Here is an 18,571-nt window from a genome sequence, read left to right as displayed (position 1 = left end):
ATCACTTTGATGACATCCCCCACTGTTCAACGGGCAAATTCCCTGATCTGACGGTTTACAGACAGGAATAACCGACTAAACTCAATCAGTTATACCCTTGCAAGGGTAAACATCATAAAACCGTCTTTGGCAATAACACAGGGAGATCCCCATGGAAGCCATTGAAAACTTTGTTGGTGCAGTAAACGGACTGGTCTGGGGCCCCCCCATGCTGGTCATGATCCTCGGCGTGGGGCTTTTCCTCAGCCTTGGCTTGAAACTGATGCCAGTGCTCAAACTGGGCGCGGGTTTCAGGCTGATGTGGAAAGGCCGTTCCGGCGCGGAAAGCGACGGTGAAATTCCCCCTTTCCAGGCTTTGATGACAGCGCTGTCCGCGACTGTCGGCACCGGTAACATTGCCGGTGTTGCCACTGCTGTCTTCCTCGGTGGCCCTGGAGCCCTTTTCTGGATGTGGCTTACGGCCCTGGTGGGAATGGCCACCAAGTACTCCGAAGCGGTTCTCGCGGTTCGTTTCCGGGAAGTGGACGAGCGCGGCGCTCATGTCGGTGGCCCGATGTACTACATTCGCAACGGACTGGGCAGTAAATGGGCCTGGCTGGGCGTGTTGTTCGCCATTTTCGCCGCGATTGCCGGCTTCGGTATCGGTAATACGGTACAGGCCAACTCGGTCGCGGACGTGCTGAATGCCAACTTTGGCCTGCCTCACTGGATGACCGGGGTGATCCTCATGGTCCTGGTGGGCATGGTATTGATCGGTGGTATAAAGCGTATCGGCCACGTTGCCAGCTCCCTGGTTCCGTTGATGGCCATTTCTTACGTTTTCATCGGCCTGATTGCCCTGGCGGTCAACGCTGATCAGATTCCCGCTGCGTTGGCCATGGTCTTCAAGCATGCGTTCAGCCCGATCGCCGCCGAAGGTGGCTTTGCCGGGGCCGCGGTCTGGGCTGCCATCCGTTTTGGCGTTGCCCGCGGCATCTTCTCCAACGAAGCTGGCCTGGGGTCCGCGCCAATTGCCCACGCCGCTGCCCAGACCAAAAACCCGGTTACTCAGGGCATGGTAGCCATGCTTGGCACTTTCATTGATACCATCATTGTATGCAGTATCACCGGGCTGGTGATCATTACCTCTGGTGCCTGGAACTCCGGCGAAACCGGGGCTGCCCTGACCTCACTGGCGTTTGAAAACGGCCTGCCGGGTTTTGGCAATTACGTGGTAGCCATTGCGCTGGCCATTTTTGCCTTTACCACCATTCTCGGCTGGTCGTTCTACGGCGAGCGATGCGTTGAGTTCCTGTTCGGGGTCAAAGCCATCGTGCCTTATCGGGTGCTGTGGATTCTCGCCATTCCGGTGGGCGCAACGATTAATCTGGGCTTTATCTGGCTGCTGGCGGACACGCTTAACGCCATGATGGCACTGCCGAACCTTATCGCATTGCTGTTCCTCAGTCCGGTTGTGTTCAAGCTGACCCGCGAGCACTTCGATAAGGAGAAGGCACTCGGCATCAATAATTGATCCAGTGCTTCAGGGACTATACTGTTGTCATAAGCTTCACCGAAGGAGGTTACGCTATGAGTTTACGTTTGGGAGATACCGCACCGGATTTCGAACAGGACTCCACTGAAGGCAAGATCCGCTTTCACGACTGGCTGGGCGACAGCTGGGGGATTCTGTTTTCCCATCCCGCGGACTTTACACCGGTTTGCACCACCGAACTGGGACTGACCGCCAAGCTCAAAGACCAGTTCGCCAAACGCAACGTCAAGGTTATTGCCCTGAGCGTGGACCCGGTCGAGTCACACCTTGAGTGGATCAAGGACATCAACGAAACCCAGGGCTGTACGGTAAACTTTCCGATCATCGCAGACCATGACCGGAAAGTGTCCGACCTGTATGACATGATCCACCCCAACGCCAATGAAACCCTGACCGTGCGTTCGTTGTTCGTCATCGATCCCGCCAGGAAGGTGAGGCTGATAATCACCTACCCGGCGAGCACCGGTCGTAACTTCAATGAGATACTAAGGGTTGTTGACTCGCTGCAGCTGACCGACAACCACAAGGTGGCAACCCCGGGCAACTGGGAAAGCGGCGGCGAAGTGGTCATCGTGCCATCGCTGCAGGATCAAGACGAAATCAAGGAGCGCTTCCCGCAGGGCCACAGGGAGGTAAGATCCTACCTGCGAGTGACACCGGACCCCACAGCCAACTGGAGCGGTGACTGACCATTCGCATTCTCTAAATAAAAATGCCGGGCATTTGCCCGGCATTTTTATTTAGAGAATGCGCTATCAGAAGGCGGGAACGACCGCACCCTCGTACTTCTCCATGATGAAATCCTTCACTGCGTCAGACTTCAGCGCGTTCGCCAGCTTCTGCATGGCCTCGCTGTCCTTGTTGTCGGGACGGGCGACCAGAATGTTGACGTAGGGGGACTCAGAACCCTCAATCACCAGCGCATCCTCGGACGGGTTCAGGCCCGCTTCCAGCGCGTAGTTGGTGTTGATCAGTGCCACATCCACCTGGCCCAGGATACGCGGCAGTGTAGCGGCTTCCAGCTCCTTGAAGTCCAGGTCTTTCGGATTGTCGGCAATATCCCGCGGCGTCGCGGTAATCTTGCTTTCATCCTTCAGGGTAATCAGCCCGGCTTTCTGCAGCAGCAACAAGGCGCGACCACCGTTGGTGGGGTCATTCGGGATGGCCACCACGGCACCGTCTTTCAATTCATCCAGAGAATCGATCTTGCTGGAGTAGGCGCCGAAGGGCTCCACGTGAACACCGGTTACGGTGACCAGACTGGTACCACGGCCATCATTGAACTCGTCCAGATACGGCTGGTGCTGGAAGAAATTGGCATCCATCCGCTTCTGATCAACCTGGATGTTCGGCTGGATGTAATCGGTGAATACCTTAACGTCCAGCTCGACACCCTGCTCGGCCAGTTGCGGCTTCACAAATTCCAGGATCTCCGCATGGGGCACCGGGGTAGCCGCAACAGAGAGCGTTTCTGCTGAGGCAGCAGAAGAGAAAGTAGCAACGGCGGCCAGGGCCACCAGGGTTTTCTTGAAGTTCATAAGCACGTTCTCCCGTTTGATATTATTTACGGCTGAAATACAAAACCAGGCGATCCCCGGCCATCTGCAGCAACTGCACAAAAATGACCAGCAAAGCGACGGTAATCACCATCACATCGGTCTGGAACCGCTGGTACCCGAAACGGATGGCCAGATCACCCAGACCACCGCCGCCAATGACGCCGGACATGGCCGCATAGGACACCAGTGTAATGGCAGTCACCGTAATGCCAGCGATGATGCCCGGAAGCGCTTCCGGCAGCAAGGCGCCGAAAATGATCTGCCTCACGCTGGCACCCATCGCCTGAGTGGCTTCAATGATGCCGCGATCCACCTCACGCAATGACGTTTCCACCAGCCGGGCGAAGAAAGGTGCGCCACCGGCCACCAGTGGCGGAATCGCGCCAGCAACGCCGAGAGACGTGCCGATCAGCATCACCGTAAACGGAATCATCACGATCAGCAGGATAATGAAGGGCACCGACCGCAGCACGTTCACCACAAACGACAGCACCGCATACGCCACCGGCTGCTCCAACAACTGACGCTTGCCAAACAGGAACAACAGCACGCCGATCGGCAGACCGATCAACACACTGAACAGCAGGGACATGCCCACCATCACCAGGGTGTCCCAGCTGGCGATGCCGATTTCCACCCAGTCCACGTTACTCAGTAAGGCTTCCATCAGCGCATCACCTCTACATGAACTTCTGCTGCTTCCAGCGCTTTCATCGCCACGTCCAGGTCACCACCGACCAGGGACAGGGTCAGCTGGCCGTAGGGCGTGTCCTTGATATGATCAATACGACCGGACAGGATGCTGAAATCCACGCCGGATTCCCGCGCCACGCTGCCCAGCAAGGGTTTGTAGGTGGATTCACCACGGAAGGTCAGGCGCAGGATGCGACCGTTAGCCTTTTGCAGGTCCTCCTGCAACTCGTCACGATCGATGTTTTCGCTTTCAAACACGAAGTCCCGGGTGGTGGGATGTTGCGGATGGAGAAACACATCGCTGACCGCGCCCATTTCGACCACTTCCCCGGCATCCATGACCGCCACCCGGTCGCAAACCCGGCGCACCACATCCATCTCGTGGGTGATCAGCACGATGGTCAGCCCCAGTTCACGGTTGATGTCCGCGAGCAGACGCAACACCGATTGGGTCGTTTGGGGGTCAAGGGCACTGGTGGCTTCATCACACAGCAGGATCGTCGGGCGACAGGCCAGGGCGCGGGCAATGCCCACCCGCTGTTTCTGGCCACCGGACAGCTGCGAGGGGTACTTGTTGGCGTGATCCGTCAGGCTGACCCGGGCCAGCAATTCCGCCACCCGTTCACGAATCTCGGTGCGGGAGTATATGCCCGCCAGCTTCATCGGGAACGCAATGTTGTCGGCCACGGTCTTGGAGGACAACAGGTTGAAGTGCTGGAAAATCATCCCGACTTTGCGACGGAAAGCCCGCAGTTCGGCGGCGTCGTACTCAGTGATGTTTTCATCATCAACAAGAATGCGACCGCCGGTCGGCGGCTCCAGCAGGTTAATCAGCCGAACGAGGGTGGATTTCCCCGCGCCTGAGTGACCGACGATGCCAAACACCTCGCCGGTTTCAATGGTCATACTGGTAGGATGCAACGCAGGGATCGCCCGCCCGCCTACCTGGTAAGACTTCTGGACCTGGTCAAATACAATCACGGATCAGCCTTGTCAGCGCCTTGTGGGTGCAATGTTAAAACCGGCCATTATAGCCTAATCCCCGGTCAAACCCGAATCTGCTGCGCTCGGTAGATCCCCGTACACGTTCTGTTACCGACACCTTCCGCCACGCTGCGCTAAACTCAGGTATTACAATAATCTTCCAATCCCGAGGCGCACGCTGGAGTGAACCAATAACGTGACCACAAAAACTGATACTCCGCCCTCAAGGATGAACTCTACCCAGGCATGGGTCAGCTATCTCAGCAAGGTTGAGCTGCCTGTATTGGCCAACACCCTCAAACGAATCAGCGAGCTGACCGAGAGTAAAAACAGCACGGTCAATGAACTGGCCAACGTGATACTCAATGACGCCCAGCTCACGTCCCAGGTCCTGAGGCTGTCCAACACCGTTTTCTATAACCAGACACGGACCCAGGTCAGCACCGTCAGCCGCGCGATCACCCTGATTGGCTTCGACTCGGTGAAATCCATGGCCATCTCTTCGCTGATTGTGGATGCGCTGCTGCAACGCAATGACCGGCCTCACCTGTTGCGATGCCTCGCCAGAGCGATCCATGCCGCTGTTCAGGCCCGCTGCCTAATGCCCAGGCGCAATGAAAATGCCCTGGAAGAAGTTTTCATCGGAGCCTTGTTGATGAACATTGGCGAACTGGCATTCTGGTCCTGTGAAACCGAGCAGGCCGCCGAACTGGAGCAGCGGTTGCGACTGGAAGAGCCGCCGGTAGAAGCCCAGAAAACGGTATTGCACAGTACCTTCACGGAAATTACCCGGGGCCTGGTGGATGCCTGGGCACTAGGGCCCTTCATCAAGGATGTGGTCTCGCCCGGCAAGGCCAATTCCATGGCCGCCGGTCTGGTACGACACTCAGTGGAAATGGCCCGGCTATCGGAAAATGGCTGGCGGGGCGCCGAAATGGACAAGGTGCTGGAACACCTGAGCAAGGACACTGGCGAGACACCGGCCGCCATTCGTGATCAGATTAAGGTCAACGCCGAAGAAGCCGCGAAAGTGGCGGTCTCCCTGGGCATTCCCCAGGTGACAGCGCTAATGCCTGGCAGTCAGGACGGCAACAAGCGCCAGCCAGCCAGGGCGCCAGCCATGGATCCGGCCCTGCAATTGCAGATTCTACGGGATCTGACCCTGAGCCTGACCGAAAAGCCGGATATCAATGAGGTCTGCCAACTGGTGATCGAGGGCATTCACCGGGCCATTGGCATGCAACGAGTGGCTTTGTTGATGGCCGACAAGAGCGGCCAGAATCTGGTTCCGAGGAAAGTCGGCGGACGGGGGACGGAAACCTGGCGCGAGGACTTCATCATTCCCAGGGATGGTACCGGCGCACTGGGCAACCTGCTTCCCCATGCCAGCTGTAACGTGTTCAGGCCAACCCCCACTGACGCCGGCGTACCTTATGATCGCTGGCTGGGCAAGGTACCGGCGCTGATCGGCCCACTGACCGCCAAGGGGCGGTTGGTGGGGCTGTTCTACGCCGACAACGCCGCCGGCGATTACGTTCCCTCTGAGGAACAACTGACGGCGTTCGGTCATTTCGTCCAGAACGCCCAGTTGTGCATTACGCTGCTGGCCTCCAACTGAGCCGCACATTCGCCAGAGTCATAGCCGCCGGAGTCACAGCTCGTATAGCTTGGTGACGTGCAGGATCGGGCCGGTCGGCTTGCCGGTTGGCGAACCACCGCGCGGCTCAAGGCTGATCGCCAGGGTACGGCTCTGACTAAGGGTTTCACGGGCTTCGTCCGTAAGTTCCACCTGAAAGATGTCGCCCACCGGAATCACGCCCAGTGACAGCGGATCGCCCTTGTCCGGCACAATCCACAACTCGTAGTCCTTGCCAGTCTCGGCCGAGGTCGCGGCCACAGACCTCAACCGCAGACGGTTATCGCGACCGGATTCACTCACCAACCACAACGGATCACTGACATCCGACTGAACAATGGCGCCAGACAACGTCGGCTCCGGCGAGGGCTGCTGAACCAGCATGACGGCCAAAACCAGTGCTGCCGCCGTCGCCAGCATGCCCCAGGCCGGCCAGATCCGGTTTGCGGCCTGCCTGGGCGCAGGACGTTTCTCTTGCTGGGGCCACAGTCTGTGCTGGATCGCCAGCCACACGGATTCCGGGGGCTCCCGTTCCAGCACCCGATCACCCAGTTGACCGAGCTTTTCCTCCCAATACCAGACTTCCTGCCGGACCCGTCCCGACTCCATCATCCAGCGCTCAAAGCGGTTTCTGGCCTTGCCCTTCAACGAACCAAGGACATACTCAGCCGCGAGACTTTCAATTCTTTCCGGCGTCTTTTTCATCGTTCCAGGCACCTCTTCAACGCCATCAGTCCACGACGGATCCAGCTTTTGACCGTGCCAATAGGCGAACTCAACGCCTGGGCAAGCTCATCGTGGGTGAGCCCACGGTAGTAGGACAACAGGATGCTGTCCCGCTGGACGTCACTCAACTCATCCAGGCAGCCAGTCAGCTGCTCAGCGCCGGCACGTCGCAATGAGTGGTCCAGGGGCCCGCTGCGGGGGTCCTCCAGATGCTCAAGGCGCTCATCCCCGGCGGTTCGTCTTACGGTCCTTGCCCTCATCAAGTCCAGAGTTCTGTAGCGCGCAATGGTCAACATCCAGCTCAACGGTGACCCCCGATCACTGTGATACTCCCCGGCGTGATGCCAGATCTGCACAAACGCATCCTGCAAGGCTTCCTCCGCCAGTTCCTGCTGTCCCGCCAGCTTGAAGCACAACCCGAACATCCGGGCTGCAATTCGTTCATACAGCCGCTGGAACGCCTGGCGATCGCTACGGGCAACAGCCACGAGCAACGTCATCAGCTCTTCTTGTTCTACTTCTGTGTTTATCATTGTGGTCTCCACACCTCGTTCTTTCACTGACCTATTGCCTACTACGGCCCCCGGTCCGGTCAGGATGCATCGGCGTCAGGTTACACCCATTCAATTTTTTGCGTGCGGCCTGCATCTTTTTTCAAAGCCGTGCCGTTTCTCCGTATGCAACACCAACAATAGATGAGGAAAGCGGAATGAACACAGTAATTAAACGCTCCGGCCTCGCTCTCGCGATTGCCGGGATCTGTCTGACAGCAGGTACAGCCTCTGCCTCCAGCCACCGCGAGGCGCCGTTCATCACCGAAGTTCCCAAGGTTGATGGCACCGACTTTTACATGTTCCGAAGCTACGAAAGCGGTCGGGAAAACTTTGTCACCCTGATCGCCAACTACCTCCCGCTTCAGGACGCGTACGGCGGCCCCAACTACTTCGACCTGGACGAGGACGCCATCTACGAGATTCATATCGATAACTCTGGCAATGCCCAGGAAGACATCACCTTCCGATTCCAGATGCAGGATGTGCTGAATGACATCCAGCTGGATGTCGGGGGAGAAATGGTCTCCGTGCCGCTGAAGAACATTGGCGACGCCACCGACAACGCCAACGTGCAGATGCGACAGGAGTACACCGTCACCGTTATTCGTGGCGATCGCCGCACAGGCACAAAGCAGGTCGCCACCAATGCCACTACGGGCATGGAGACGTTCGCCAAGCCTCTGGATAACATAGGCGGAAAATCCTTCGGTGACTACGAAGCCTACGCCGACCAGCACATCTTTGATGTTGCGATTCCCGGATGCGGTACTGAAGGCCGGGTATTCGTGGGTCAGCGCAAAGAAGCCTTTGCGGTGAATCTGGGTGAGATTTTCGACCTGGTCAACACCAATCCGGTCGGGCCTCGAAATGGCGAAGGCGCGGGGGATCTGGCGGACAAAAACATCACCTCCTTCGCTCTGGAGGTTCCGACCACCTGCCTGACCGGCACGGCCCAGACAGCCTCGGGTGACCCGGTCATTGGTGGCTGGACCACCGCCAGCGTGCGTCAGGCCCGCGTCATCAATCCGGCACCGGCTGCCAACGGCAAAGGTGCAACCGTGGAAGGCGGAGCCTATGCTCAGGTCTCGCGACTGGGTATGCCGCTGGTCAACGAAGTGGTTATCGGCCTGAAGGACAAAGATGGCTTTAATGCGAGCGAACCCAAGGATGATGGTCAGTTCCTGACCTATGTGACCAACCCGACACTGCCCGAGCTATTGGAGGCCCTCTTTGGTGTAACCGCCCCCAACAACTTCCCACGGAACGATCTGATTACAGCGTTCCTGACCGGTGTGCCTGACCTGAACGGTCCGGATGGTGTCACCGCATCCGAAATGCTGCGCCTGAATCCGAACATTGCTACCACGGCGCCCGGGGCCCAAAACGATCTCGGTGTACTCGGCGGAGATAATGCCGGCTTCCCCAACGGTCGCCGTCCGGTTGATGATACCGTCGACATCTCCCTACGCGTCGCTATGGGCGTACTGGCAGATCCGGCCGACGCGCCCAATGGCGACCTGGAATACACCGACGGTGTGCAGCTGGACCCAACGGAGCTGAGAACCACCTTCCCATACCTGGCGACGCCGATCGCGGGTTCACCTAACGATATCTGAGGGAGGGACAACCATGACACTCCGAATGGGGATTGCCCTGATCGCCGTACTGGCACTGGCTGGCTGTTCTGACGGTTCCAGCAATGGCCGGGGATTGGGCCTGTCACTTGATTTCACCACGTTCGTGAAAAAAGAAATCAAGCAGACGGACGACGACCGCAACGCGGTTAACATCAACGAACTGGAGTTCAGCTTCAATGACAAGGACAACAAACAGGCGTACGACGACCTGTTTTGAATCCTGCGGGCTCCGCCGTCAGTCTGACGCCGACCCTTGGCTGACGGCCCTACCCCCTGCGCTTCGGCGCAGGGCTTTTTCCATCGTCGCGCTGGTCACAGCATTGACCCTGGAAACGGCACTGGCAGCCCCCGCTGCGATTGAAACAGAGTTTGACGACCAGGAAATACTGATCACACTGCCATCAGAAGCACTGGCACCCGACACCCTGCCCGGGACCGCCCCGGCACTGGCAGACCGGATCCAGGAATATCTGACGCAGGCACGCGCTCAGGGGGACCCACGCTACCTTGGCTATGCCCAGGGGTTGTTCGAGCGCTGGCCAGAGGACAGGATGACAGACCGGCTGAAGATCCTTCGCGCCACACTCAACCAGAGCCTTCACCGTTTTGAACCTGCCCGTGTGGAGCTGACCGCTGTCCTCAATTCACCCAACACTAATCAACGGCTCGCCAGCCAGGCCAGATTGACGCTGGCAAATCTGGAACTGGTGCAAGGCCACTACCAATCCGCACATGCCCACTGTCGGCAACTGGCGAACGATTTTCCCGGACTGATCGCCGCCAGCTGCCTGGCCCAGGCACAGGCAAGAACCGGCAACGCAAAAACCGCTTACGAATCCTTGCAGGCGCAGACACACCGCTCCCTTGCCGGCGACACCATCAGCCGGATCTGGGCCGAAGGCACCCTCGCCGATATCGCCGCACAACTTGGCAAGCCCCAGGCGGAAACCCATTGGCGCCAGGTACTAATGCTGGCACCAGACGACCTTTACACACGGACCCAGCTGGCAGACTGGCTACTGGAACGTGGCAAAAACGAAGCGGTGATAGAACTGACGAACGCTTACGAACGGGTGGACTCCCTCGCCGTTATCCGCGCCATAGCGATGAAACGCCATCAACATGCCGACGCCGACCGACTCTCCGCAATGCTGGAGGAACGCTTTGCCGAAGCCCGGTGGCGCGGCACGCTGCTGCACCAGCGGGACTTCGCGCGCTATGCCCTCGACCTTGAAGAAGATGCGGAAACAGCTTTGATACACGCCAGAGCCAACTGGCGGGACCAGCGGGAACCTCTGGACACCAGACTGCTGCTTCGTGCGGCCAGAGCAGCCGGTGACGACTCGGTACTGGCCGACATAAGGGCCTGGCTGGAAAAGTATAACCAGCGTGATGCCCGGTATCCGGAGGCGCGCTCATGATCCCGGCACTTCACCGAATGACAGCCTGCATTGCCGTGCTCATGCTGATCGCACTACCCGCATGGGCTCACAAGGCCAGCGACAGTTTTATCTATGTGGACCCAACCCAGGCACAGGTGCGCATTGATCTTGCCTTGCGGGATCTCGCTCTCGTGTTGCCCCTGGACAGTAATGGCGATGGCAAGCTCAGCGGAGCCGAGGTTCGCAAGGGGCGAGAGGCTATCACCCGCCTGGTTGATCAGGGCCTGACACTCAGCAACGGCAGCGGACCCTGCCAGTTGACCGGCAGGCAGTGGGGCGTGTCCCGCCACAGCGATGGTCCCTACGCTGCGGGGCGCTACCAGGTCAGCTGTCCGGACAGCCAGGTACCGGAGTCCATCACTTATTCATTGCTGTTTGAGCAGGATCCCCTGCATCGGGCACTGGTGAGCGTGACAAACAGCCAGGGCGAGCGCCTGGGTGTGCTGGCGCCCGATGACCGGACAATGTCTCTGGGCACCAGCACTGGGACCTTCGGCAATAGCCTGAAACTGTTTACCACGTTTCTCTACGAAGGCATTATCCACCTGCTGATCGGTCTCGATCATATCCTGTTCCTGCTGGTACTGATGCTGCCGCCCACCCTGCCGCTGAAACCCCGCCGTTCCACGCAAGCCCCTCGAGGTCGCGATCTGAGAAACCGATTACTGGAACTGGTGGGTATCGTCACTGCCTTCACCGTGGCGCACTCCGTTACCCTGGCGCTGGCGGCACTGAATATCGTGACACTGCCCATTGCCTGGGTGGAAACCGTCATTGCCTTATCCATCGCCGTCGCGGCCCTGAACGTGTTCTGGCCAATCCTCGGCCACAAGACCTGGAAGCTGGCTTTCGGGTTCGGTCTCATTCACGGCTTCGGTTTCGCCAGTGTGCTGGGGAATCTGACATCCGGAGTATCGCAGACAGTGGTCGCTCTGGCTGGGTTTAACCTGGGCGTGGAACTGGGACAGCTGATGTTGCTGGTGGTACTGTTCCCGTTGCTGTACTTCTGCGGCCGTTTCCGACTCTACGAGCGTGCCGCCGTACCCGCGATGCTGCTGATGGTCGGAGCCCTGAGCCTGTACTGGGTGGCTGAACGCGCCTCGGCTATCTAGCAAAAACGCCCGGCGGCATCACTGCCGGCGGGCGCTCTCCATAACGTTTGCGGTTCAGGAAGGGTCAGTGCAGGGCACGCATCTGCCTGGGATAAAGCGCTGCGCTCACTTCCGGTTCCTCCAACAAATCTGCCAGCTCGCGATCCACCTCGGTTTCTTCACCTTCATCCGGCAACGGTTCGAACAAAGTGCTCAACCAGGCTGTCACGGACGGCGCTTCATCACGCTTGTAGTCCGTCGACAGGGCCTTGATGCGACGGAATCCAATGATGCGCTGGTGCTTGGGATCCCGGATTTGTTCAAACCCCCGCCAATAGACGTGGTCACGGGTATGCAACTGCACGAACAGTGTATCGATGGGGTCTGACGGCTCAGCCTCCTCACCGCTATCTTCGGGCATTGCCTCGGCTGCATCCGCAGTCTCGTTCTCGGGTTTCTTGTGGCGAATAGTAGTCCAGGCGGGATAGAGAACCGCCACGGCGTCTGCTTCTACATGCTCGCGGGCAGCTCGGAGGATTAACCCCCAGCGGGCCTTGTCGGCATCGGTTTCAAGGGAATTGATGGGCAAGTCGTAGCTTTGTTCACTGGACAGGACAATAGCCATCATCGGGGCATCAAGCTCCCCCATGGCCTCGGCCTGTGCTACAGATACCAGTTCGTCGATTGCCATCGGTTGGTTCATAAGACGCTCGCCTCCTCGATGCCATCAGGGTCTGTCAGGAAGACTGAGGCCTTCCTGACTTACAGCATAGCCTGTTCCGGCTATAAAGATAAACGTGGAATTGGCCGGGTCGGATCACACACCGGGATTTCAATTGACTCCTTCCACCAGCCGCTCGTATTGGGGGAACCAGGGATTGGCTTCCTCCAGCTGGGCAGCCAGCTGGAACAACAACCCCTCGCTGCCATGGGCACCTCCGAACTGGACACCGACCGGCAGGCCCGCCGATGTCCAGTGCAGAGGCACGGACATTGCCGGGGTTCCCGTCAGGTTAGCCAATTGGGTGAAGGGCGTGCGCGCAAGGTTTTCCATGGCCATCTGGTCGACCTGACCACTCTTGTGCACCAGTTTTCCGGCTCTCAGGGCCAGCATCAGTTTGGCGGCTAGTTGCAGGTGAGACGGTGTGTCCAACTCCCCGATTTTCGCCGGTAGCTGGCCAGTGGTCGGGCACAGATACAGGTCAAACTGACCAAAAAACGCCCCAAGTGCGCGGGAGAAATCATTCCATTGCTGGCGGCGACTGACATACTCCGGTAAAGGCAGGGTACGCCCCAACATGCCGATCAACCGGGTATCCAGCTCGAAATCATTCTCGCTGGCACCAAACTCCGCTTTCGCTTTCTCCATCAACACCGACACTTCGCCGAAATACAGGCCGAGATAACAACGGGCCAGGGCCATGCCATCAAATTCGGGGCGCGCATACTCCACGTGGTGGCCAAGATTTTCCAGCAATCGCGCGGTTTCTTCCACCGCCGCCACACATTCCGGGGCCACCTCGGTCTGGTAGGGCGACGAAGTGAACACACCAATACGAAGCTTGCCCGGGGTCCGGTGCATCAGATCCGCATAGGGTTCAGAAGGCGGCGGAATCACGAATGGATCGCCGGCCGCCGGCCCGGCCAACACGTCAAGCATGGCCGCACTGTCCCGGACGGTGCGGCTGACCACGTGATCCGAGGAGGCTCCGGTCCAGGCCTCGCCGACGAATGGCCCGGAAGAAATGCGTCCACGGGAAGGTTTGAGGCCGAACAAGCCGTTATAGGCGGCCGGAATACGGATAGAGCCACCACCATCGTTGGCGCCGGCCATGGGTACAATACCGGCGGCAACCGCCGCGCCCGAACCACCACTGGAGCCGCCGGGCGTCAGGCCGGTATCCCAGGGATTACGGGATGGCCCCCAAAGTGTGGATTCTGTTACCGCTTTCAGGCCAAACTCCGGGGTGGCAGTACGCCCCAGAAACAACAAGCCCCCTTCACGGGCTCGGCGTACGAACTCCGAATCCCTCGGAGCAATGTTGTTCTTGAGCCCGCGGCTGCCGTAGGTGCATGGCTGACCTTCCTGTTCCTGGGCCAGATCCTTTAACAGCAGGGGAACGCCAGCAAAAGGCGCTTCCTTGTTGTATGACTGGGCAAGGGCTTCGGGGAATTGCGGGAAACAGATGGCATTGAGGCGGCCATCAACCTGGTTCGCACGCTCTATCGCGGCTTCGCACACCTCCCGGGATGACACGTCTCCCCGTCGGATCAGGTCTGCCAGTGCCACTGCGTCGTATTTTTGGTATTCGGATTGCTTCATCGTCGCTTCCATTTGTTATTCTGAACTCTGAGGACTCACGGGTATAACGTTTATGAAGACAAGACTCAATAGTCTCCACTTGGCTGTTCTGTTTGTCCCATTGGTATTTCTGGCGACTCTTGCCAGAGGTTCGGAGTCGGTTGATGACTGGAAAGACATCATTCGCAGCTCGCCCTACTGGGTCAGTCAGGGCGTCTATGACAATATCGTCACCATCCGGCGCTGGGTGCTGAAGGAATCCGGTTACTGCTCCGACAGTGAACGACACATCCTGTACAACATGCGTGGGCAGTTCCTCGGCTATATGAACGATGGCGACGACCGCAAAGACACCCAGAAGCTACTTAATGACACCCGCGCCCGGCTGGCCGCAGAAGGGCGTGCCGACACCTGGGCGCAAGGCAGCGAGGGCACCACGGGCTATCCCTTTGCTCTGGCCTGCGATCAACCCCACGTCAATCTCGACGAAGCCATGGCCCGATATCTGGGCACACTGCCCGCTGATCTGGTCTGGGGAGCATGGGACGATCTGAGCTTTGCCTCCGCTGACAGTCCGCAACCCCTCCACAATGCATTATTGTATGTGTATAACACCCGCAAACAGCAGCAGAGAATTAACCTGCCCAGAGACCTGATCCGTTATCTCGGCGGCCAGTTGCTGATTGAAAGCGGTGGTCGTCAACGGGCGCACTCCGCTGCAAACGCCCGTGGCATCCTTCAGCTGTCACCGGCTGCCCTGCAAGATTGCAGGATTCAACCCGCAAACTACTGGCACCGCCTGGCGCAAATGGATTGTGCTCTGCGCCTGATGCACCAGAATGCAAGCAACCTGCAGCCGGCATTCGAGGAACGTTTTGGCCACCTGCCACAAGCAAAGCAGGATCGCCTGTTTACCCTGATGCTGGTGCAGGCCTATCACGGAGGCGCCAACCGTGTAAGGACACTGCTGGACGATGACAGCCTGGCAAAACCAGCGGCCTATTTCGCCCAACACCATGACAGCTACACGGCAGGGGATATCGCGTTCGGCATGATTTTCCATAATCTGGGCAGGGACCGGTTCGGACTGGCTTCCCTGTATTATGTGGCGGATGTGCAACTGGCCACCGAAGCCCTGTGCAACAGTCCGAAACTCAAGGACCCCGACTTTTGCAGCTGACCGCCGGTAAACACTCGTGGAACTGACCCTGATTCCGGAGAACCTGTCTCCCTACATTGCGGTGTTCCTGCTACTCGCCTCCGCCATTACGTCCATGATCACGGCCAGCCTTGGGGCCGGCGGCGGGGTGTTATTACTGGTGTTAATGGCCATGTGGGTGCCTCCCGCCGCCATTATCCCGGTGCATGGCATGATCCAGCTTGGTTCCAACGCGGGACGAGCGGTCCTGGCCCGCCGCCACACAAACTGGAAAACCATCGCCGCATTTGCGCCGGGCGTCCTTGTCGGTGCAGGGCTGGGCGCCTGGCTGCTGGTGGACCTTCCCGCACACCTGTGGCAACTGACCATTGCCCTGTTCGTGCTGTACCTGTGCTGGGGACCGAGCCTGCCCAAAGGCGCGTTTGGGCCGTTCGGTGTCTTTCTGGCTTCAGCGGTCACCAGTTTTGTCAGTCTGTTTGTGGGCGCAACCGGCCCGCTGGTCGCGGCGTTTATCAAGCAGATGCATACTGAAAGGTTCACCACCGTGGCCACCTTTGCCACCGCCATGTGCCTGCAACATGCCCCCAAGGCACTGGTGTTTGGTGTTGCCGGATTCGTCTTCCATGAATGGGTGGTGTTCATTCTGGGCATGATTGCCTGTGGCTTTGCCGGCACCTGGATCGGCCTGCACATGCTCAGGACCATGAGCAACCGGCTGTTCAGTCAGGCGTTCAACATTCTGCTGACCGTGCTGGCACTCAGACTTCTCTGGCAAGCCGCCAGTGCAGCTTTGTTTTGAACGGACAGTGGGTCAATGCTCGGGAACCGGTACGACAATAACCTTGTTGCGCCCCTGAGCCTTGGCGATGTAACACCCCTCGTCAGCGCGGGCCACCACCTCACGGGGACCGGAATCTCCGGGCGACAATCCAGTCAGTCCGATACTGGTGGTGACACCGAACGAGCGCCCGTCCCGCTCGATGCGCAACGCCTGAACACCGGCACGAATTTTCTCGGCCAACACCTCGGCACGGTTCAGTCCACAGGCCGGCAGAATAATCCCGAATTCATCGCCACCCAGACGCGCTACCGTATCCGACTGGCGTACGGAGTCCTTAAGCAGGTCAGCCAGGCGTTTCAGCAAGTCATCCCCAAGCAGATGCCCACCTTCGTCATTGATCGGCTTGAAGTAATCCAGATCAATCAGCATCAACACACTGACAGACGCCTGCTCGTTAACGTCGGCCAGGCATTTCATCAGTGCGGCACTGAACGCTCGACGATTCAGCAACTGAGTCAAACTGTCATGAGTGGCTTCCCAGGACAGCCGCTCTTCCTGACGCCGGCGTTCGCTGTCATCCCGGAGCACAAATACCAACCGTTCGTTGTCATGGCCCTTGCGCAGGTGCAACATGGTGAGGTCGATATCAAAGATCTGCCCTCTGGCATTACGAAGGGTCACGTACAGGCTCTCGAAGTCTTCGCCCGCGAGAAAATCCGAGGCTTGCCACTGACGTTCTTCATTTTCGATGACGGTGCGCTCGAAGAAATTCTGATTTTCGCAATTTTCCCCATCACCGATGAACGAGCACGCGGCCCGGTTGGCGTAACGGATCACACCGCCGGTATCCACCATCAGTACGCCTTCCTGTAGCACGGCGAGAATGCTGTCCGCCCGCTGCTGCTCTTCCCGAAGCGCCTGTTCAACCTCCAGTTCACGGGTGATATCGCGCACGACCGTAATGGTCCCGAGGGACTTGTCCGGTGTCTCGATGGCAGCGGTCATAACATCGGCCCAGATTGCCCCGCCGGAGGTGCCACGCAGCAGCCGGAAACGCCCACGGAACACCTCGTGGTTGCGCAAGGCGGAGTACCATTCCCGCAACGCCTGTTCCCGATCATCCTCATGGATCCCGGCAATGAGATACTTATGGAGCAGCCCGTTGCCACCGCTGTTGGTAATTTTCTCGAACGTCGGATTAACAAATTCAATCCTGCCCAGGACATCGGTCTGAACGATACCTATGGGGGCACTCTGAGTCAGTGATCGGAAAAAAGCTTCCCGCTCTGCCAGTGATGACAGGACCTCGTCCCGCTCTTCCATCACTGTATTGAAGGTTTCCGCCACCTGACGGATTTCACGCACGCCCGTAACGTCCACCGGCGTCGTGCGGACCCCCAGATGCCGCTCGGTAATCTGGTGTCCAAGGACATCCATGGGCGTCATCAACCGCCGAAACATGACAAACGCGAAGGGCGCCAGCGTCACGATCACCGCCAACAACACCCAGAGCAGGTTATCCACCAGGCGGGCGGCCGGAGCAAACGCTTCCCTGGCGGGCCACGATGCGGCGACAAACCAGGGCGCCTGATCCATCTGCTTCACAGCCATGATGGTCTTATCGCCATCACCATTCTCAGTGGCCACAACCCCCTCAAATCCGGACATCGCCTGCTGCAGGGCAGAACTGCTGGCAGGTACCGGCTCTATAACGGCGCCCGTCCTGCCATTGGCCAGGGTAATGCCTCCCTGGGTAGCGACACTGACATAGCCAGACTCGCCGATACGGACCCGGCCAACGTCGCCCATAAAGTTATCCGCATCCAGCAGAATGCCGCCCGCGATTATGCCAATGAACTGGCGGTTATGATCGAAGACCGGCGCAGTGATCATGATCGCGGGTTCATTTTGATAGAACGACCGAAAAGGACGGCTTACAACGGGAGTCAATTGTCGAGCCGTTCTTCTGAAATACTCCCGACCACTGACATCCCGGCCTTTCTGGGCGTACGCTTCGGGGTATTCCGCAAGAATCCTGCCGTCGGCACCAATCAGGTAAAACGCATCAAACAAGTGGCGCAAGGCAATTTCACGACGGAGCAATATGGTGGCACGAATCTGCAGGATATCCTCGCGCATGCTCAAACCATCGGCGATGTCGGCGAGGACAGCCAGGCGCTGCTCAAGCTTGTCATCCAATTCCCCTGCCACAAGGTTGGCAATGGTGACCACTTCATTCTTCGCCTGGTTTTCCAGTTCGCTCTGACTGACCAGTGTGCCCGCCACTGTGACGACGAGCGCCGACAGCAAGATGACCAGAATAACGAAAGCGACGGCTCGGTTTACCAGACTACCCAACCAGCGTTTAATCAGCACAGTGACGCGACTCCGCACAGACAGAAACAAGCTAACCCGTTCTGCCGTAAGTGGTAGAGATGATTAAACACAGGTTAGTACATGAGCATTGAGATTA

17 protein-coding genes are annotated in these 18,571 nt (G+C 58.5%); 9 read left to right on the top strand and 8 right to left on the bottom strand.

The window, feature by feature from the left end; genetic code table 11:
• The first annotated feature begins 151 nt into the window (after positions 1-151).
• Together MARLIPOL_RS11715 and MARLIPOL_RS11710 are read left to right on the top strand one after the other, a co-directional pair.
• Positions 152-1,513, top strand: coding sequence for an alanine/glycine:cation symporter family protein (locus MARLIPOL_RS11715; RefSeq protein ID WP_012138340.1), 1,362 nt, complete (start codon positions 152-154; stop codon positions 1,511-1,513).
• A gap of 56 nt (positions 1,514-1,569) precedes the next feature.
• On the top strand, positions 1,570-2,223 hold the full coding sequence (locus tag MARLIPOL_RS11710; protein ID WP_012138339.1) for a peroxiredoxin: 654 nt from the start codon (positions 1,570-1,572) through the stop codon (positions 2,221-2,223).
• A 66-nt stretch (positions 2,224-2,289) separates the two neighbouring features.
• On the opposite strand, the gene MARLIPOL_RS11705 is transcribed toward MARLIPOL_RS11710, so the two are convergent.
• From MARLIPOL_RS11705 to MARLIPOL_RS11695, 3 genes are read right to left on the bottom strand one after another with little or no spacing between them, the layout of a single operon-like run.
• Positions 2,290-3,072 (bottom strand): MetQ/NlpA family ABC transporter substrate-binding protein, encoded by a 783-nt coding sequence (locus MARLIPOL_RS11705; RefSeq protein ID WP_012138338.1) that lies wholly within the window; start codon positions 3,070-3,072, stop codon positions 2,290-2,292.
• A gap of 22 nt (positions 3,073-3,094) precedes the next feature.
• The gene (locus tag MARLIPOL_RS11700; RefSeq protein WP_012138337.1) at positions 3,095-3,760 is read right to left on the bottom strand and encodes a methionine ABC transporter permease; all 666 of its coding nucleotides are present in this window, start codon (positions 3,758-3,760) and stop codon (positions 3,095-3,097) included.
• The gene (locus tag MARLIPOL_RS11695) at positions 3,760-4,767 is read right to left on the bottom strand and encodes a methionine ABC transporter ATP-binding protein (protein WP_012138336.1); all 1,008 of its coding nucleotides are present in this window, start codon (positions 4,765-4,767) and stop codon (positions 3,760-3,762) included. The genes MARLIPOL_RS11700 and MARLIPOL_RS11695 overlap by 1 nt, the downstream gene beginning before the upstream one ends.
• Before the next feature lie 199 nt (positions 4,768-4,966).
• Here MARLIPOL_RS11695 and MARLIPOL_RS11690 point away from each other — a divergent pair, with 199 nt between their 5' ends.
• Positions 4,967-6,388: an HDOD domain-containing protein gene (locus tag MARLIPOL_RS11690; RefSeq protein WP_228677611.1), complete on the top strand. Its 1,422-nt coding sequence runs from the start codon at positions 4,967-4,969 to the stop codon at positions 6,386-6,388.
• A gap of 33 nt (positions 6,389-6,421) precedes the next feature.
• Here the strand turns inward: MARLIPOL_RS11690 and MARLIPOL_RS11685 are convergent, their stop codons facing one another.
• Together MARLIPOL_RS11685 and MARLIPOL_RS11680 are read right to left on the bottom strand one after the other, a co-directional pair.
• A complete protein-coding gene (locus MARLIPOL_RS11685) occupies positions 6,422-7,111 on the bottom strand; it encodes an anti-sigma factor (RefSeq protein ID WP_012138334.1) in 690 nt (229 codons plus the stop codon).
• Positions 7,108-7,665 carry a sigma-70 family RNA polymerase sigma factor gene (locus MARLIPOL_RS11680; RefSeq protein WP_012138333.1) on the bottom strand — a complete coding sequence of 186 codons (558 nt, stop codon included), beginning with the start codon at positions 7,663-7,665 and terminating at the stop codon, positions 7,108-7,110. The genes MARLIPOL_RS11685 and MARLIPOL_RS11680 overlap by 4 nt, the downstream gene beginning before the upstream one ends.
• 176 nt (positions 7,666-7,841) lie before the next feature.
• Between MARLIPOL_RS11680 and MARLIPOL_RS11675 the strand changes: the two genes are divergently transcribed.
• The 4 genes from MARLIPOL_RS11675 to MARLIPOL_RS11660 are packed head-to-tail and all read left to right on the top strand — an operon-like array spanning position 7,842 to position 11,877.
• Positions 7,842-9,302, top strand: coding sequence for a DUF4331 domain-containing protein (locus tag MARLIPOL_RS11675; RefSeq protein WP_012138332.1), 1,461 nt, complete (start codon positions 7,842-7,844; stop codon positions 9,300-9,302).
• 13 nt (positions 9,303-9,315) lie between these two features.
• The gene (locus MARLIPOL_RS11670) at positions 9,316-9,540 is read left to right on the top strand and encodes a hypothetical protein (RefSeq protein ID WP_012138331.1); all 225 of its coding nucleotides are present in this window, start codon (positions 9,316-9,318) and stop codon (positions 9,538-9,540) included.
• Positions 9,500-10,744, top strand: a complete 1,245-nt coding sequence (locus MARLIPOL_RS11665) for a tetratricopeptide repeat protein (protein ID WP_228677610.1) — start codon at positions 9,500-9,502, stop codon at positions 10,742-10,744. The genes MARLIPOL_RS11670 and MARLIPOL_RS11665 overlap by 41 nt, the downstream gene beginning before the upstream one ends.
• Positions 10,741-11,877, top strand: coding sequence for a HupE/UreJ family protein (locus tag MARLIPOL_RS11660; RefSeq protein ID WP_012138328.1), 1,137 nt, complete (start codon positions 10,741-10,743; stop codon positions 11,875-11,877). Before MARLIPOL_RS11665 ends, MARLIPOL_RS11660 begins: the two co-directional genes overlap by 4 nt.
• A 64-nt stretch (positions 11,878-11,941) precedes the next feature.
• Here MARLIPOL_RS11660 and MARLIPOL_RS11655 read toward each other — a convergent pair whose 3' ends face one another.
• Both MARLIPOL_RS11655 and MARLIPOL_RS11650 read right to left on the bottom strand, forming a co-directional pair.
• Positions 11,942-12,559 (bottom strand): hypothetical protein, encoded by a 618-nt coding sequence (locus MARLIPOL_RS11655; protein ID WP_012138327.1) that lies wholly within the window; start codon positions 12,557-12,559, stop codon positions 11,942-11,944.
• A gap of 129 nt (positions 12,560-12,688) precedes the next feature.
• Positions 12,689-14,179, bottom strand: a complete 1,491-nt coding sequence (locus MARLIPOL_RS11650; RefSeq protein ID WP_012138326.1) for an amidase — start codon at positions 14,177-14,179, stop codon at positions 12,689-12,691.
• A 52-nt stretch (positions 14,180-14,231) separates the two neighbouring features.
• On the opposite strand from MARLIPOL_RS11650, the gene MARLIPOL_RS11645 reads away from it, so the two are divergent.
• Together MARLIPOL_RS11645 and MARLIPOL_RS11640 are read left to right on the top strand one after the other, a co-directional pair.
• A complete protein-coding gene (locus MARLIPOL_RS11645) occupies positions 14,232-15,338 on the top strand; it encodes a lysozyme family protein (RefSeq protein WP_012138325.1) in 1,107 nt (368 codons plus the stop codon).
• Between the two features lie 16 nt (positions 15,339-15,354).
• On the top strand, positions 15,355-16,116 hold the full coding sequence (locus MARLIPOL_RS11640) for a sulfite exporter TauE/SafE family protein (protein WP_012138324.1): 762 nt from the start codon (positions 15,355-15,357) through the stop codon (positions 16,114-16,116).
• A gap of 12 nt (positions 16,117-16,128) precedes the next feature.
• Here the strand turns inward: MARLIPOL_RS11640 and MARLIPOL_RS11635 are convergent, their stop codons facing one another.
• The gene (locus MARLIPOL_RS11635; RefSeq protein WP_012138323.1) at positions 16,129-18,474 is read right to left on the bottom strand and encodes a sensor domain-containing diguanylate cyclase; all 2,346 of its coding nucleotides are present in this window, start codon (positions 18,472-18,474) and stop codon (positions 16,129-16,131) included.
• Positions 18,475-18,571: the final 97 nt, after the last annotated feature.

Origin of the sequence: Marinobacter lipolyticus SM19 (genome assembly GCF_000397065.2) — a bacterium.
Classification (GTDB): domain Bacteria; phylum Pseudomonadota; class Gammaproteobacteria; order Pseudomonadales; family Oleiphilaceae; genus Marinobacter; species Marinobacter lipolyticus.
This window is presented reverse-complemented; position numbering and strand designations above follow the sequence as displayed.